Below are 14,289 nucleotides of genomic sequence, written 5' to 3'. Positions count from 1 at the left end.
CGGTTGGGTAATCCTGCCTTGCGGCGATCGCCGCCAGCTGGGAAGCCTGCAACACCGCGCGCTCAAACAGTCTACGAGAGTAACAGTCCGCCCAGGCAGGACGGCAATCCACGGGCTTGCGCCGTGGCCCCGCGTCGGTCCCGGCCCCGCGCACCGGCGCCCGTACGTCGACGCGGCGTACAGTCGCTGGTGATTACCTTAGCTAAGTAGCGGTTGGACCTGTGAGGTTGAGACGATGACACGCACCGAGAACGACACCTGGGACCTGGCCTCCAGCGTCGGGGTGACGGCCACCCTGGTGGCCGCGGCCCGCGCCGCAGCGTCCCGAGAAGAGCGGCCACTGATCAACGATCCCTACGCCGAACTACTGGTTCGGGCGGTGGGCATCGACTTCTTCACCAGAATGGCGGGCGGGGACCTGCCCGCCGCCGACGACCAGAGCGCAGTGGGCGTGAGCCGGATGACTGACAACATGGCGGTCCGGACCCGGTTCTTCGACGAGTTCTTCCTCACCGCCGCCGCTGGGCCGGCGGCATCAGACCCCGCCGCTGGGCCGGGGATCCGGCAGGCCGTGATCCTGGCCTCGGGCCTCGACGCCCGCGCCTACCGGCTGGACTGGCCGGCCGGCATGGTGGTGTTCGAGATCGACCAGCCCGATGTGCTCGCCTTCAAGACCGGCACCCTGGCCGAGCATGGGGCGGCACCCCGCTGCGATCGCCGCCCGGTGCCGATCGATCTGCGCGACGATTGGGCCGGCGCACTGCGCGAAGCCGGCTTCGACCCGCAGGCACCGACAGCGTGGAGCGCCGAGGGCCTGCTGGCCTATCTGCCCCCGGAAGCCCAGGACCGGCTGCTCGACGGCATCACCGAACTGTCCGCACCCCGAAGCCGGGTGGCCATCGATTGCGCCCCGCCGATCCCCGCCGACGACGAACAACGGACCCGCGAGGAGATGCAGACCCACGCCGCTGCCTGGCGCGAGCAGGGATTGGATCTCGACTTCGGCGACCTCGTCTACCTCGGTGAGCGCAACGAGCCGGGCGACTACCTCGACAGGCGCGGATGGCAGACCGCCATTTCCACGGTCAACGAACTACTGACGGCCGCCGGCCGGACCGCCCTGAACGACGACGATCCGATGAGCCAGCTGTACTACATCAGCGCCACCCTGGGCGGCGACCGATGAGCCGCCGCGACGGCGACTCGTGGGACCTGGCCACCAGCGTCGGCACCACGGCCACCATGGTCGCGGCAGCTCGGGCCGTGGCCAGCGGCGAGGACAACGCGCTCATCGACGACCCGTTCGCCGCGCCACTGGTCCGCGCCGTCGGCATCGACCTGTTCACCAGGATGGTCGACGGCGATCTCGACATGGCCGCCGTCGACGGCGCGGGCACCGCGCGGGTGATGACCGACGTGATGGCCGTGCGGACCCGGTTCTTCGACGACTTCTTCCTCGAGGCGACCGCCGCCGGCGTGCGACAGGTCGTGATCCTGGCCTCCGGCTTGGACTCCCGCTCCTATCGGCTGGATTGGCCGGCGGGCACGGTGGTCTATGAGATCGACCAGGCCAAGGTCATCGAATTCAAGACCGAAACGCTGGCCGCCCTCGGCGCCTCCCCCACCGCCGAACTGCGCACAGTGGCTGTCGATCTGCGGGAGGACTGGCCGGCAGCCTTGCGGGCCCACGGGTTCGACGCCACCGTGCCGACCGCCTGGAGCGCCGAGGGGCTGCTCGCCTACCTGCCGCCGGAAGCCCAGGATCGGTTGTTCGACAACATCACCGAACTGTCCCCGCCCGGCAGCCGGCTGGCCACCGAGTATCACCCGGACGGCGGCGCCGGGCTGGCCGATCGTTCCAAGGCGATCAGCAGCCGCTGGCGCGACCTCGGGCTGGATCTCAACATGGCCGACCTGTTCTACACCGGTGAGCGCAATGCCGTGGTCGATTATCTTCAGGCGCGGAGCTGGAACGTCAGCGCCCGCAGCCGCCCGGAGATGTTCGCCCTCCACGGCCGGGAGTTCCCGACCGGGGATCTCAGTGTCTCGCTGAGCAATTCGTTGTCCGTCACGGCGATTCGAAAGTAGACAAAGTAGACAATGGTGACACGTACCGATGACGACACCTGGGACCTGACCTCCAGCGTCGGGGCCACCGCGACGATGGTGGCGGCCGGGCGGGCCATGGCGACCAGGGATCCGCGCCATCTGATCGACGACCCGTTCGCCGAGCCGCTGGTGCGCGCGGTCGGGATCGACTTCTTCGTCAAGATGATCGACGGCGAACTCGACACCTCACCGTTCGGCGATGAGGGCGCCGACCGCGTGCAGGCCATGATCGGTGGAATGGCCATGCGCACCAAGTTCTTCGACGAGTACTTCGTGGCTTCGGCAGGCGCCGGGATCCGGCAGGTGGTCATCCTGGCCGCCGGCCTGGACTCCCGCGCCTACCGGCTGCCGTGGCCCGCCGGCTCCGTGGTGTACGAGATCGACCAACCGCAGGTCATCGACTTCAAAGCCGGGGTCTTCGCCGAGCTGCAGGCCCAGCCGATCGCCGAGCTGCGCACCGTGGGCATCGACCTGCGGGAAGACTGGCCGGCCGCGTTGCGCGCCGCCGGCTTCGATGCCGCGGCGCCCACCGCATGGCTGGCCGAGGGATTGCTCATCTATCTGCCCCCGGCCGCCCAGGACACGCTGTTCGACACCATCACCACCCTGAGCGCACCGGGCAGCACACTGGCCACCGAATACGTGCCGGGGATCATGGATTTCGATGTCGAGAAGGCTCGCGAGATGGCGTCGAACATGCGCCAACACGGCTTCTCGCTCGATATGCCGTCGCTGATCTACCCCGGCCCCCGTAGCCATGTCATGGAGTATCTGCGCGGCAACGACTGGGATGTGAAGGGCGTTGCGGGCGATGAATTGTTCCGGCACAACGGCTTACAGCCGCCGAACCGGGACGGTTACGATCCGCTGGGCGAGATCGTCTACGTCAGCGCCACCCTGCGCTGATACCGCTACTTGACGCAGGGCACGGACTCCCCGGCCATGTGACTGAGGTCGGTGGGGGCCGGTGAGGCGGTTCCGGTCGCCGTGGCGGAGACGGTGGCGACCGTGCTGGTGCTCGGCGCGGCCGAGTCGGCGCGGGCACTGTCACCGAGGTACTCCCCCGCCGGGAAGTCACCGCCCACGGTGAGCTTCACCTGGCTGGCCGAAAGTGCGTCATTGCCAGTGGCGGACAGATTGAGCTGTGCCGCGAGCGCCTTACCGGCACTGTCGGCACCGGGCCCGTACTCCACTTCGCTGGTGGCCGAGGTATCTGCCGCCGTGCTGGTTCTGCCCTGCTGGAAACCGTTGGCGCTGAAGGTCTTTTCGAGTTGAGCGGCCAGCCCGTCGTGATCGGTGGCGTTCACCACGTCCAGGACGGCGCCGGTGCCGTACATCGGGTCGGCGGCCGGCGCCGGCGCCCCGGACGGGGTCGAGGGTGCCGGGTCGCCGGACAACAGGTTCTGCACGATCGAGCGCACCGCCGCCACGTCGATCAGATTGACGTCCTCTCCGGCCGGGTCCTGACCGAACCCGGTGATCGGCAGCGTGTACAGCGCGGGCGCGTGGGACACCATCGTCGAGGCCCGCTGGGCGAATGCGCCCAGATCCAGGCCGGCGTCGACCGCGACGTTCTGTTTGGTGACGTCGAGCAGTTTGTTCATGGCCAGCGGGTTGTCGAGATCTCCGCTGTGGCGCAGCGCGCTGACCAGTGACACCAGGAACGCCTGCTGGCGGCGGGTGCGGTCCATATCGGTGAAGTCGGCGTTACTGACGTCGCGGCGCTGACGGACGAACGCCATCGCCTGCGCGGCATCGATCTGCTGCAGCCCTTGGTGAAAGTCGGCTCCGGAGAAATCGTCGGCAGTGTCCTCGTTGAGGCACACCGTAATCGGCGCGACCGCCTTGGCGATCTCGAAGAACGCCCCCAACGTCACCTCCACGAAGTGGTCGATGGGGACGTTCAACAACTGCTGGACTGTCGCGATCTCGGCCTTGCGGCCCGCTTCGCGCCCACGCTGCTCCTTGGCCTGCGGATCAAGGGAGTTGTTCAGCGCATCGTCGGCGCCGATGACCTCCAGCGCGTGTTGGTAGGCCAGCCCGTAAGCCTGTTTGATTTTGCCCTGGCAGACCCCCGTCGGGCAGTCCGCAAGATCCACATAGTCGTCGCGCGGGATCGAGATCGCGACAGGGGCGCCGTCGGCGGGGATGTGAACCAGGATCAGCACATTGGCGTTGTAACCACCGACTGTCTCGTCGCCGGCGTGCAGCGCGTCGTACACGTCCTGAGGTAGTGGCTGCCCGTGTTCGTCAAGGCGGCTGTCGAGGCCCATGATGAGAATGTTCTGGGCACCCTGGCCGGATGAGGTACCCCCCAGCAAGGCCTCCGACGTGATGATCCCGCCCAGTGCCCGGTGCACACCCAGCCAACCCACACCGGTCACCGCGATGGCAGCCACTGCCATCAGGGCACCCAGCGACCGTGCCACCACGTGCCGACCGTGCGGTTGGGACTGCCCATCTGGTGTCGTCACCGACACCGGCGCACCCTGACCCGTACCGGAGCTCGTCGCATAGCAGTGCAGCATGATCGGCCGGTGGCGGCGAGCACCAGCGCCACGCCGGACACACAGCATGTCTCCAGCTGGCCTTGCGTCGGACAGCGGCAGTCGGGATGCTCCCCGGTAGGGCTCGCACCCACCATCACTAGCGGTTCAGAACCGGCTGTCGCCCAGCCACAGTGCGGTCGAACCGGTCAGGGCGCGTTCTCCGCGTTCGACGACACCACGGATCGTCTGGCCGAGCAGGGCCGCGACGGCATCGGGCAGCGACGCGGCGGCGGGCTGAGATGATGCCTTGGGCCGCAATAGATCTCGTAGCGACGAGCCCGGAAGAGCCACCAGCTCGACATCGGCTTCGGGATCCAGGCCGGCATGCACCTTGGCCCGCCGTATCGCAGCGCGCAGTCCGCCGAGCTCGTCGACCAGGCCGCGCTCGAGGGCATCGGCACCGGTCCATACCCGGCCGCGTGCCACCGCATCGACTGCGTCGACCGACATGCCGCGCGCCTGGGCCACCCGCTGGATGAAGTCGGCGTAGAACAGGTCCGCCTCGGCCTCGACCAGAGCGTGCTGTTCCTCGGTGAACGGCGCGTTCGGCGACCAGGCATCGGCATTGTCGTTGGTGCGCACCGAATCCGAACTGACTCCGAGCCGCTCCTTGAGGCCGCGAGCGATCAGCTTGCCGGTCAGCACGCCGATCGACCCGGTGATGGTTGCCGGATTGGCGACGATCGTGTCGGCGTCCATCGAGATGTAGTAACCGCCGGAGGCTGCCACCGCACCCATGGACGCCACCACCGGCGTGCCCTTCGCGCGCAGACGGGCCACCTCGCGCCAGATCGTCTCCGAACCGGTCACCGACCCGCCCGGGCTGTCGACCCGCAACACCACCGCCGCGATACCGGTGTCGGCACCCGCCCGGCGCAACGCCGCGGCGATGGTGTCGGCACCCGCGCTGGGCCTGCCCAGCGGCGCGAGGTTCGGGCCGCCGCGCCCGTTGACGATCGCACCGGCCACGGTGACCACGGCGATCTTCGGCTTCTTGCGGCCGGGCAGCGACGGCATGGCCGGCCCACCGCGGCCGGCCTGGGCATAGCGGGACAGGAACAACCGGGGCGGCCCGTCCTCGGAGTCGCCGTCGCCGGTTTCCGGGGAGATGCCCTCCACACCGGCCAGTTCGGCGATCCGGCTGTAGGCCTCGTCCCGGAATCCGATCCGATCCACCAGGTGTCCGGTGACGGCGTCGTCACGCAACAACGGGGCGCGGTTGGCCAGTTCGTCGACGGCGGCGACGTCGATGCCGCGGGAATCGGCGATGGCCTGCCACACCTGGGTGTGCAGGCTTTCGATCAGCCGGGAGTCGGCTTCCCGGTGTGCATCGGTGTAGTGGTCCTGGGTGAAAACGTTGACCGCCGACTTGTACTCACCGCGCGTGATGAACTGGGCTTCGATCCCCGCCTTGTCGAGGGCGTCACGCAGGAACAGGGCGTTGGTGGCGAACCCGACCAGCCCGACGGTTCCCGACGGTTGCAGCCACACTTCGGTGAACGCCGAGGCGAGGTAATACGCCAGGGTGCCCGGGTAGGTTTCGGCCCAGGCCACCGAGGGTTTGCGCGCGGTGAACGCGGCGATCGCCTCCCGGAGCTCCTGGACGGGGCCGGCCGGCGCGGCCGAAAGCTGTACGCGGGCAATCAAGCCCGCGACCCGATCGTCATCGGCGGCGCGGTGGATGGCGGCCACGGCATCGGCAAGCAGCAGCGGGCGGCCGCCGCCGGTGATGAAGACCACCGGGTCGAATCCGGCGGTCTCAGCGGGCACGGTCTGCAGGTCCAGCTCGAGGATCACCCCGGCGGGCACTCCGTGATGGCGCGCGGTGTCGATGCGGCGCAGCGCATCGCGGACGTCGTCGGCGCCCGGAACTCCGGACAGGAAGGCGAACATACAGTCGACACTACCGGCGCTGAACCGGTCCTGATTCGGTCCTGGTTCGGGTGCGAGGGCGTGGTCCGTTCGACACCGTCTGCGAGGAATCTTGCTGTCAGCCCTGGCCGTCACCGCGTGGCGTCGTTAGCATCAGGATCCGACGGTCGCGTCAATTCGGGGGGTACGGCGATGGTTTCTGCGGGGCGAGATGTCGATCAGCCGGACGTTTCTGGACCCCGCAGAAATCCGGGCGCGCGGATGTGGCTCAACGCCGGTGCCGTGACGCTCGGTGTCGGCGCGGCCATGGTGGCCGGAGCCGCGGTTGCCACCGCCGACACCGGCGCCGACTCGGGGCCCGCGACCGGCCACACCGCGTCCGCCGCTGCCCGCTCACATGCCTCGCCGTCGACGGCGAAGTCCCCCCGCGTGCGCAGCGCCACGACCACGCCGGTGGCCTCGGCCCGCAGCGCCGCGTCGGCGACGCCGGCTGCGAGGACCGACATCATCGCTGCGCCGTCGAGGCCGACCACCGCAGTGGCGGGATCACGCCGCACTCCAAGCACCGCCGCGCTGGCCGCGGCGTCGACCACCTCAACGGCGAACTCCCGATCGGTCGTACTGGCGACACCGACGCCCAACACCGTCCTGCAAGGCCTCGAGGAGTTCGGGCACAACGTCTACCTGACGGTCGCGAACCAGATTTCGGGCGCGCAAGCCAATCTGGCCGTACTCGGCGAGGACCTGGCCGCCGTGTTCGGGATCTCCCGAGAGACGATCACGAACCCCGGGATCTACGGCAACCCCACCCAGAACAAGCAGTACTACGTGCCCATGGCCGACTACGTGTCAGCTCCGCTGGCCACCGTCGCGATGGCCTACGGGCAGCTCACCGGCACGGCGCCCGATCTTCCCGGCTTCACCACCGCGGCCCTCGACACCGAAAGCCTGGTGTACCCCGGCTACAAGATCTACCGCGGTGTCGGCACGAACTGGTTCGTCAAGTGGACCGACAGCTACGAGCTGTTGCAGGACAAGAACGTTCGCATCATCACGCGCTCCTACTACGACGATCAGCAGACCAAAGCGATCAATGACCTCGCGGCCGGACTCGAGGATCCGACCAAGGTGATGATCGCGGCGATCAAGGGCCCCGTCGACGGACAGACCGGCCCGGGCACCAAGACAGTCGTGGTGCTTGGTCTGGACACCACGCGAAACGTCGTGACGATCAACGACCCAACACAGGCCGACGGTCAAGGCCTGGAGATGAGTCTCGACGACTTCACCCAGCAGTGGAGTAGCCAGCGCTACCAGCTCGTGACCGCCCAGCAGGCCGCGTCGTCGTCGGTTCCGCTGCCCCCACCGGCGACGAAGCTGGTGTGGTCGCTGCCGGCGCCCAACGAGATCGGCCAGGCCCTGCAAGCGGGATTGAAGAACGTCGCCGTGCTGGTCGTGCATCAGATCGAGGGGCTGCAAGCCAACGTCGGCCAGCTCGCCGAAGACCTCAGCTACACCTTCGGGATCAACGATCCCAACATCGCTCCGCCATCGCCGGAAAGCGTTGAGTACGGCAACTACACCAAGAACTACCCGTACTTCGTCTATCAAGGCAATTATCCGACCTGCCTGATCATGGCGACGGCCGCGATCATCGGCCAGCTCAGGGGCGGCGCGATGCCCGCCGATCTCGGGCAACAGATTCTCGACCAGGCGACGTCCACCCCGAGCGGCGTCTATCCCGGCGAGAGTATCTTCGAGCCCAACGGCACCGGGAAGAACGGGTTGCACTGGGGTACCAACAGCGCCGACGCCGTCAAACTGCTGAACATGAACGGCATCAACGCCGACTGGACGACCTACCTCAAGAGCCAGGGCGACGTGGCGATGGACACCATGACCTCGGCGCTGAACCAGAATCAAGGTGTCATCGTCGCCCTGGCGAGCAACGTCATCTGGAACGCCTACACCCGCAAGTACTTCGACGAGACCAGGACTGAGCCGGGACCCAACGGCGTGGCCAGTGACCACTCCGTCGTGGTGATCAGCGTCGACATGACCAAGAAGGCCGTCTACATCAACGACAGCGCACTGCAGAACGGCCAAGGATTCCCGATACCCCTCGACGAATTCATGAAGGCCTGGCAGTACAGCAACTACTCGCTGATCACCGCCGAAGCGGCGGCCACCTAGGGCCCGGCACACGAAGAAGCCCCCGCACTCGGCGGGGGCTTCTTCCTTGCGAGGTATTACAGCTCGGTGGCCGTACCACCGGCGGCGGTGATGGCCTCACGGGCGCTGCCGCTGAACTTGTGCGCGGTCACGTCGATCTTGGCGGTCAGCTTGCCGTCGCCGAGGACCTTGACCAGCACGTTCTTGCGAACCAGGCCCTTGGCCACCAGCTCGTCGACACCGACGGTGCCACCCTCGGGGAACACCCGGTTGATGTCACCGACGTTCACCACGGCGTACTCGGTGCGGAACCGGTTGCGGAAGCCCTTGAGCTTGGGCAGCCGCATGTGGATCGGCATCTGCCCACCCTCGAAGGTCACCGGCACGTTCTTACGCGCCTTGGTGCCCTTGGTGCCGCGACCGGCGGTCTTACCCTTGGAGCCTTCGCCGCGACCGACGCGGGTCTTCGGCGTCTTGGAGCCGGGAGCCGGCTTCAAGTCGTGCAGCTTGATGACACTCATTTGACTTCCTCAACCTCGACGAGGTGGTGGACGGCCCGGATCAGTCCGCGGGTCTGCGGGTTGTCTTCCCGGACCACCGACTGCCGAATCTTCTTCAGGCCCAACGTCCGCAGGCTTTCACGCTGCTTCCAGCGTGCACCGACGGTGCCGCGCACCTGGGTGATCTTCACTTCTGCCATGGTTATGCGCTTCCCTCACGCGCTGCCGCAGCGGCCAGCGCTTCGCTTTCCCGACGCGCGCGCAGCATGCCGGCCGGCGCGACGTCTTCGATGGGCAGCCCGCGACGAGCGGCCACCTCTTCGGGACGCTGCAGCAGCTTGAGCGCGGCAACGGTGGCGTGCACCACGTTGATCGCGTTGTCACTGCCCAGCGACTTGGCCAGCACGTCGTGGACGCCGGCGCATTCCAGCACTGCGCGGCAGGCACCACCGGCGATGACACCGGTACCCGGGCTGGCCGGACGCAGCATCACGACACCGGCAGCGGCCTCGCCCTGAACCGGATGGGTGACGGTGCCGCCGATCAGCGGGACGCGGAAGAAGTTCTTGCGAGCCTCTTCGACACCCTTGGCGATCGCGGCCGGAACTTCCTTGGCCTTGCCGTAGCCGACACCGACCAGGCCGTTGCCGTCGCCGACGATCACCAGAGCGGTGAAGCTGAACCGGCGACCACCCTTGACGACCTTCGACACCCGGTTGATCGTGACGACGCGCTCGAGGTAGTTGCTCTTCTCGCCGCTGTCGCGTCCGCCACGACCGCCACGGTCACCGCGGTCGTCACGGCGGCCACGGCCACCGCGATCGTCGCGCCCACCGCGCTGCTCGTCGGTGCGGGTGCCGGCGCTCGGGCCACCGGTGTTGGTCACCGGGGCGTCTGAAGCCTGGTCCGCCATTATGCGGTCCTTCCGTTGTCTGCAGTCATCAGAATTTCAGTCCGTTCTCGCGAGCGGCGTCGGCCAGCGCCGCGATCCGGCCGCTGTAGGTGTTGCCACCGCGGTCGAACACGACGGCCTCGATGCCGGCGGCCTTGGCGCGCTCGGCGATCAGCTGTCCGACCCGCACGCTGTGGGCCTTCTTGTCGCCTTCGAGCGCGCGGACGTCGGCCTCGATGGACGACGCGGCGGCCAAGGTGGTGCCGGTGGCGTCGTCGACCAGCTGGACGTGGATGTGCCGCGAGGAGCGGTTGACCACGAGGCGCGGACGCTCGGCGGTGCCGACGACCTTCTTACGCAGCCGGTTGTGCCTGCGCAGCCGCGAGGCGCGACGGGCGGCCGAGACGCTGGTGCCGACCGGGGTGCGATCGGGGGCGGTCTGTGCTTGAGCCATTGCTACTTACCTGTCTTTCCGACCTTGCGGCGGATCTGCTCACCCTCGTAGCGCACACCCTTACCCTTGTACGGGTCCGGGCGACGCAGGCGACGGATGTTGGCCGAGATCTGGCCGACCTTCTGCTTGTCGATACCCGCGACCGAGAACTTCGTGGGGGTCTCCACCGCGAAGGTGATGCCCTCAGGAGCCTCGATGACCACCGGGTGGCTGTATCCGAGCGCGAACTCCAGGTTGCTGCCCTTGAGCTGGACGCGGTAGCCGACGCCGAAGATCTCCATCTTCGTGACGTAACCCTCGGTCACACCGGTGACCAGGTTGGCGACCAGCGTGCGGGACAGGCCGTGCAGCGAGCGGCTACGACGCTCGTCATCGGGCCGGCTCACCACGATGGCGCCGTCGTCGTTGCGCGACACCGTGATCGGCTCCGCGACCTCCAGGGCCAGCGTGCCCTTGGGGCCCTTGACCGACAGGTTCTGCCCGTCGATCGTCACATCGACACCGGCGGGAACCGGCACCGGCTGCTTACCAATACGCGACATGGTTCTACGTCTCCTATCCCGCTACCAGACGTACGCGAGGACTTCGCCGCCCACGCCCTGTCGGGCTGCCTGGCGGTCGGTCAGCAGGCCCGAGGACGTGGAGATGATCGCCACGCCCAGGCCGCCGAGCACGCGCGGCAGATTGGTGGATTTCGCGTAGACCCGCAGGCCGGGCTTGGACACCCGGCGCAGACCGGCGAGGCTGCGCTCGCGGTTGGGGCCGTACTTGAGCTGGACGACCAGCGACTTACCGACCCGGGCATCCTCGGTGCGGAAATCGCTGATGTAACCCTCGGTCTTGAGGATCTCGGCGATGTTCGCCTTGATCTTCGAGTGCGGCAGGGTCACTTCGTCGTGATACGCCGAATTGGCGTTGCGCAGACGTGTCAAGAAGTCTGCGATCGGGTCCGTCATAGTCATGACTGGGCCTGTCTACCTTCCTCGCAACGGTTCCCGGACGGGCCTGCTGCGCTGTTCATCAAAAGGGTCTGGGGGTCTTTACCAGCTGGACTTCTGCACACCGGGCAGTTCGCCGGCGTGTGCCATCTCGCGCAAGCAGATGCGGCACAGGCCGAACTTGCGGTACACGGCGTGCGGACGACCGCACTTGTTGCAGCGGGTGTAGGCCCGCACGGCGAACTTCGGCTTCTTCGCGGCCTTGTTGACCAGTGCCTTCTTTGCCATCTGCTCAGTTCTCCTTGAACGGGAAGCCGAGGGCCCGCAGCAGCGCGCGACCTTCGTCGTCGTTCGTCGCCGACGTGACGACGGTGATGTCCATGCCCCGGGGCCGGTCGATGGAGTCCACGTCGATCTCGTGGAACACCGACTGCTCGGCCAGGCCGAAGGTGTAGTTGCCGTGGCCGTCGAACTGCTTTGGCGACAGGCCGCGGAAGTCGCGGATACGCGGCAGGGCGATCGACACGAGGCGGTCGAGGAACTCCCACATCCGGTCGCCGCGCAGGGTCACCCGCGCACCGATCGGCATGCCCTCGCGCAGCTTGAACTGGGCGATGGACTTGCGAGCCTTGCGGATCTCCGGCTTCTGACCGGTGATCAGCGCCAGGTCGTTGACCGCACCGTTGATCAGCTTGGCGTCGCGGGCGGCGTCACCGACACCCATGTTGACGACAACCTTGACCACGCCGGGGATCTGCATGACGTTGGCGTAGTTGAATTCGTTGTTGAGCGCGTCCTTGATCTCGGCGCGGTAGCGCTCCTTCAGCCGGGGCTGAACTTTTTCTGCGGTAGTCATATCTCTCAGAGGTCCTTGCCGTTGCTCTTGGCGATGCGGACGTTCTTGCCGGTCTCCTCATCGCGGCGGTAGCCGATGCGGGTCGGCTTGCCGTCGGAGTCGACGACCATCACGTTGGAGACGTGGATGGGTGCCTCCTGGGTGACGATGCCGCCCGAGGATGCGCCGCGCTCGTTGGCCGACTGCGCGGTGTGCTTCTTGATGCGGTTGACGCCCTCGACCAGGACCCGGTTACGAGTCGGGTAGGCCTGCAGGACCTTGCCCTTGGCGCCCTTGTCCTTACCGGCGATGACCAGCACGGTGTCGCCCTTGTGGACCTTCATTTACAAAACCTCCGGGGCCAGCGAGACGATCTTCATGAACTTCTTCTCGCGCAGCTCGCGGCCGACGGGGCCGAAGATGCGGGTGCCACGCGGGTCATTGTCGTTCTTGATGATGACCGCGGCGTTCTCGTCGAACTTGATGTAGCTGCCGTCGGCCCGGCGACGCTCCTTGACGGTGCGCACCACGACGGCCTTGACCACGTCACCACGCTTGACGTTGCCACCAGGGATGGCGTCCTTGACGGTCGCCACGATGATGTCGCCGATACCGGCGTAGCGCCGCGACGAGCCACCCAACACGCGGATGCACAAGATCTCCTTGGCGCCCGTGTTGTCGGCGACTTTGAGCCGCGATTCCTGCTGAATCACTAGATCTCCTCGGATCTGGTAACTGTGTGCACGCCAAAAACCCAATGGACAGGCCAAAAGGAACTTGACGTGCGCGGTCTTTGTCACCGAAGGGGCACGCAGGGCCAACCAGATCCGGAAAGAACCGGTATCGGCCAGCCGAGGTCTGCCCTAGGCAACCCCTACATACTAGGGGAGCAGCGGCAATGCTCCAAATCAGCGCTGATCGGGGCGCAACCCGGACCTCACGAGGGCCCTCACCACCGGCCCCCCGCCGGCCTCACCGCCGAAACTGTACTTATCGACAACAGTTGCGAGTAGACGTGTCGACAACTACAGGCTGGCCGCATCGCCGAGCGCGCTCGGAGGTCGCCACCAGCGGTTCCGCCTGGACGAACGTAGCCGTCCGTCCCACCCGCGCCGTACGAGGGCCGCATATGTGCGGTCGAGGATCTCCTGGTCACGATCCTCCTTGATCACTCGGATCACGTTCCAGCCGAGCTGCGCCACCTTGGGCATCAGCCGCTGGTCCTTCACGTACTGCGCCCGGTCGGTACGGTGCTGATCGCCGTCGTACTCGGAGGCGACGTGGAAGTCACGCCACCCCATGTCCAGGGTGCGCAGGACCTTCCACCGCTCTTCGAGGACGGCGATCTGCGTGGTCGGCCGGGGAAACCCGGCGTCGTGATACAGCAACCGCAACCGCGTTTCTTGTGGTGAAGCCGCGCCACCGTCGACAAGCGGCAGCAATTCGAGCAACTGCCGCACACCACGAGCTCCCTTGTATCGCTGTGTCAGCGCGATGACTTCGTCGTCGAGGAAGGCTGTCGCCCGCTTGAGTGCGTCCAGGCGCATCAACGCCTCCCCTCGCGGGAGATGCCGGCCAAGGTCGAAAGCGGTACGGGCCGCGGTCGTGACCGGGATGCACTCGCAGGTGGTGATCTCGTCGGGCTCGAGCCGTTCGGCCCGGGCGATGATCCCGTGCGGAGGCCTCGTGTTGTCCCAGATCAGTTCGACAGGAATGCCGGCTTCTATCCACGATGCGCCGTGCAGTGCGGCTGCCGCGACCCCGGCGACCACTCCTTTACGGCCGGACCGCAACCAGGCTCCGTCGATGAGGTCCACCAGGTCGAGCACATAACCCTTGGGCAGGTAGACATCCCGATACATACGCACGTAGCCGCGGCGCAGCTCGTATTCGGTCACGGTCTGCGCCCGCCGTGCCTGACTGCCGACGATCAGTCTCCTCATGCCGGGATAGTCGCAACGCAGACCG

At 67.1% G+C, this 14,289-nt stretch carries 18 protein-coding genes; 4 read left to right on the top strand and 14 right to left on the bottom strand.

The features are described 5' to 3' along the window. The first annotated feature begins 235 nt into the window (after positions 1-235). The 3 genes from G6N35_RS24850 to G6N35_RS24840 are packed head-to-tail and all read left to right on the top strand — an operon-like array spanning position 236 to position 3,015. Positions 236-1,186, top strand: a complete 951-nt coding sequence (locus G6N35_RS24850) for an SAM-dependent methyltransferase (protein ID WP_163807033.1) — start codon at positions 236-238, stop codon at positions 1,184-1,186. Next, positions 1,183-2,088: a class I SAM-dependent methyltransferase gene (locus G6N35_RS24845; protein ID WP_163807032.1), complete on the top strand. Its 906-nt coding sequence runs from the start codon at positions 1,183-1,185 to the stop codon at positions 2,086-2,088. The genes G6N35_RS24850 and G6N35_RS24845 overlap by 4 nt, the downstream gene beginning before the upstream one ends. A 15-nt stretch (positions 2,089-2,103) precedes the next feature. Then, entirely contained in the window at positions 2,104-3,015 is a 912-nt protein-coding gene (locus G6N35_RS24840; RefSeq protein WP_163807031.1) for a class I SAM-dependent methyltransferase, read from the top strand. 5 nt (positions 3,016-3,020) lie between these two features. Here the strand turns inward: G6N35_RS24840 and G6N35_RS24835 are convergent, their stop codons facing one another. The 3 genes from G6N35_RS24835 to G6N35_RS24825 all read right to left on the bottom strand — a co-directional run bounded on the left by G6N35_RS24835 (position 3,021) and on the right by G6N35_RS24825 (position 7,087). Then, positions 3,021-4,583, bottom strand: a complete 1,563-nt coding sequence (locus tag G6N35_RS24835) for an LCP family protein (RefSeq protein ID WP_179967417.1) — start codon at positions 4,581-4,583, stop codon at positions 3,021-3,023. 180 nt (positions 4,584-4,763) lie between these two features. After that, a complete protein-coding gene (gene sppA / locus G6N35_RS24830) occupies positions 4,764-6,551 on the bottom strand; it encodes a signal peptide peptidase SppA (RefSeq protein ID WP_163807030.1) in 1,788 nt (595 codons plus the stop codon). A 197-nt stretch (positions 6,552-6,748) separates the two neighbouring features. Beyond that, positions 6,749-7,087: a hypothetical protein gene (locus G6N35_RS24825; RefSeq protein WP_163807029.1), complete on the bottom strand. Its 339-nt coding sequence runs from the start codon at positions 7,085-7,087 to the stop codon at positions 6,749-6,751. On the opposite strand from G6N35_RS24825, the gene G6N35_RS24820 reads away from it, so the two are divergent. After that, a complete protein-coding gene (locus G6N35_RS24820; protein ID WP_163807028.1) occupies positions 7,068-8,723 on the top strand; it encodes a hypothetical protein in 1,656 nt (551 codons plus the stop codon). The two genes, G6N35_RS24825 and G6N35_RS24820, sit on opposite strands and share 20 nt — an antisense overlap. Positions 8,724-8,779: 56 nt before the next feature. Here G6N35_RS24820 and rplO read toward each other — a convergent pair whose 3' ends face one another. The 11 genes from rplO to G6N35_RS24765 all read right to left on the bottom strand — a co-directional run bounded on the left by rplO (position 8,780) and on the right by G6N35_RS24765 (position 14,264). Next, entirely contained in the window at positions 8,780-9,223 is a 444-nt protein-coding gene (rplO, locus tag G6N35_RS24815; RefSeq protein ID WP_059015982.1) for a 50S ribosomal protein L15, read from the bottom strand. Further along, positions 9,220-9,402, bottom strand: coding sequence for a 50S ribosomal protein L30 (gene rpmD, locus G6N35_RS24810; protein WP_163807027.1), 183 nt, complete (start codon positions 9,400-9,402; stop codon positions 9,220-9,222). The genes rplO and rpmD overlap by 4 nt, the downstream gene beginning before the upstream one ends. 2 nt (positions 9,403-9,404) lie before the next feature. Continuing rightward, on the bottom strand, positions 9,405-10,118 hold the full coding sequence (rpsE, locus tag G6N35_RS24805) for a 30S ribosomal protein S5 (protein WP_407664641.1): 714 nt from the start codon (positions 10,116-10,118) through the stop codon (positions 9,405-9,407). Between the two features lie 25 nt (positions 10,119-10,143). Further along, entirely contained in the window at positions 10,144-10,548 is a 405-nt protein-coding gene (rplR, locus tag G6N35_RS24800) for a 50S ribosomal protein L18 (protein WP_163807025.1), read from the bottom strand. 2 nt (positions 10,549-10,550) lie between these two features. Beyond that, on the bottom strand, positions 10,551-11,090 hold the full coding sequence (gene rplF, locus G6N35_RS24795; RefSeq protein WP_163807024.1) for a 50S ribosomal protein L6: 540 nt from the start codon (positions 11,088-11,090) through the stop codon (positions 10,551-10,553). Positions 11,091-11,111: 21 nt separating this feature from the next. Beyond that, on the bottom strand, positions 11,112-11,510 hold the full coding sequence (rpsH, locus tag G6N35_RS24790; RefSeq protein WP_163807023.1) for a 30S ribosomal protein S8: 399 nt from the start codon (positions 11,508-11,510) through the stop codon (positions 11,112-11,114). A 78-nt stretch (positions 11,511-11,588) separates the two neighbouring features. Then, positions 11,589-11,774 (bottom strand): type Z 30S ribosomal protein S14, encoded by a 186-nt coding sequence (locus G6N35_RS24785; RefSeq protein ID WP_163807022.1) that lies wholly within the window; start codon positions 11,772-11,774, stop codon positions 11,589-11,591. 4 nt (positions 11,775-11,778) lie between these two features. Next, complete coding sequence (gene rplE / locus G6N35_RS24780) at positions 11,779-12,342, bottom strand: 50S ribosomal protein L5 (RefSeq protein ID WP_163807021.1); 564 nt, start codon at positions 12,340-12,342, stop codon at positions 11,779-11,781. A 5-nt stretch (positions 12,343-12,347) separates the two neighbouring features. Then, entirely contained in the window at positions 12,348-12,665 is a 318-nt protein-coding gene (gene rplX / locus G6N35_RS24775; RefSeq protein ID WP_163807020.1) for a 50S ribosomal protein L24, read from the bottom strand. Beyond that, positions 12,666-13,034 (bottom strand): 50S ribosomal protein L14, encoded by a 369-nt coding sequence (rplN, locus tag G6N35_RS24770; protein WP_018601827.1) that lies wholly within the window; start codon positions 13,032-13,034, stop codon positions 12,666-12,668. Positions 13,035-13,346: 312 nt separating this feature from the next. Beyond that, positions 13,347-14,264 (bottom strand): hypothetical protein, encoded by a 918-nt coding sequence (locus G6N35_RS24765; protein WP_163807019.1) that lies wholly within the window; start codon positions 14,262-14,264, stop codon positions 13,347-13,349. Positions 14,265-14,289: the final 25 nt, after the last annotated feature.

It is taken from the genome of Mycolicibacterium anyangense (genome assembly GCF_010731855.1).
GTDB classification, from domain to species: Bacteria; Actinomycetota; Actinomycetes; order Mycobacteriales; family Mycobacteriaceae; genus Mycobacterium; species Mycobacterium anyangense.
This window is presented reverse-complemented; position numbering and strand designations above follow the sequence as displayed.

Bases quoted from the DNA above. Each gene is read 5' to 3' on its own strand.
- rpsH (WP_163807023.1), bottom strand. From the start codon at position 11,510: ATGACTATGACGGACCCGATCGCAGACTTCTTGACACGTCTGCGCAAC.
- rplX (WP_163807020.1), bottom strand. From the start codon at position 12,665: ATGAAGGTCCACAAGGGCGACACCGTGCTGGTCATCGCCGGTAAGGAC.
- rplE (WP_163807021.1), bottom strand. From the start codon at position 12,342: ATGACTACCGCAGAAAAAGTTCAGCCCCGGCTGAAGGAGCGCTACCGC.
- rpmD (WP_163807027.1), bottom strand. From the start codon at position 9,402: ATGGCAGAAGTGAAGATCACCCAGGTGCGCGGCACCGTCGGTGCACGC.
- sppA (WP_163807030.1), bottom strand. From the start codon at position 6,551: ATGTTCGCCTTCCTGTCCGGAGTTCCGGGCGCCGACGACGTCCGCGAT.
- rplF (WP_163807024.1), bottom strand. From the start codon at position 11,090: ATGTCGCGTATTGGTAAGCAGCCGGTGCCGGTTCCCGCCGGTGTCGAT.
- G6N35_RS24765 (WP_163807019.1), bottom strand. From the start codon at position 14,264: ATGAGGAGACTGATCGTCGGCAGTCAGGCACGGCGGGCGCAGACCGTG.
- G6N35_RS24785 (WP_163807022.1), bottom strand. From the start codon at position 11,774: ATGGCAAAGAAGGCACTGGTCAACAAGGCCGCGAAGAAGCCGAAGTTC.
- G6N35_RS24845 (WP_163807032.1), top strand. From the start codon at position 1,183: ATGAGCCGCCGCGACGGCGACTCGTGGGACCTGGCCACCAGCGTCGGC.
- G6N35_RS24850 (WP_163807033.1), top strand. From the start codon at position 236: ATGACACGCACCGAGAACGACACCTGGGACCTGGCCTCCAGCGTCGGG.
- rplR (WP_163807025.1), bottom strand. From the start codon at position 10,548: ATGGCTCAAGCACAGACCGCCCCCGATCGCACCCCGGTCGGCACCAGC.
- rplO (WP_059015982.1), bottom strand. From the start codon at position 9,223: ATGAGTGTCATCAAGCTGCACGACTTGAAGCCGGCTCCCGGCTCCAAG.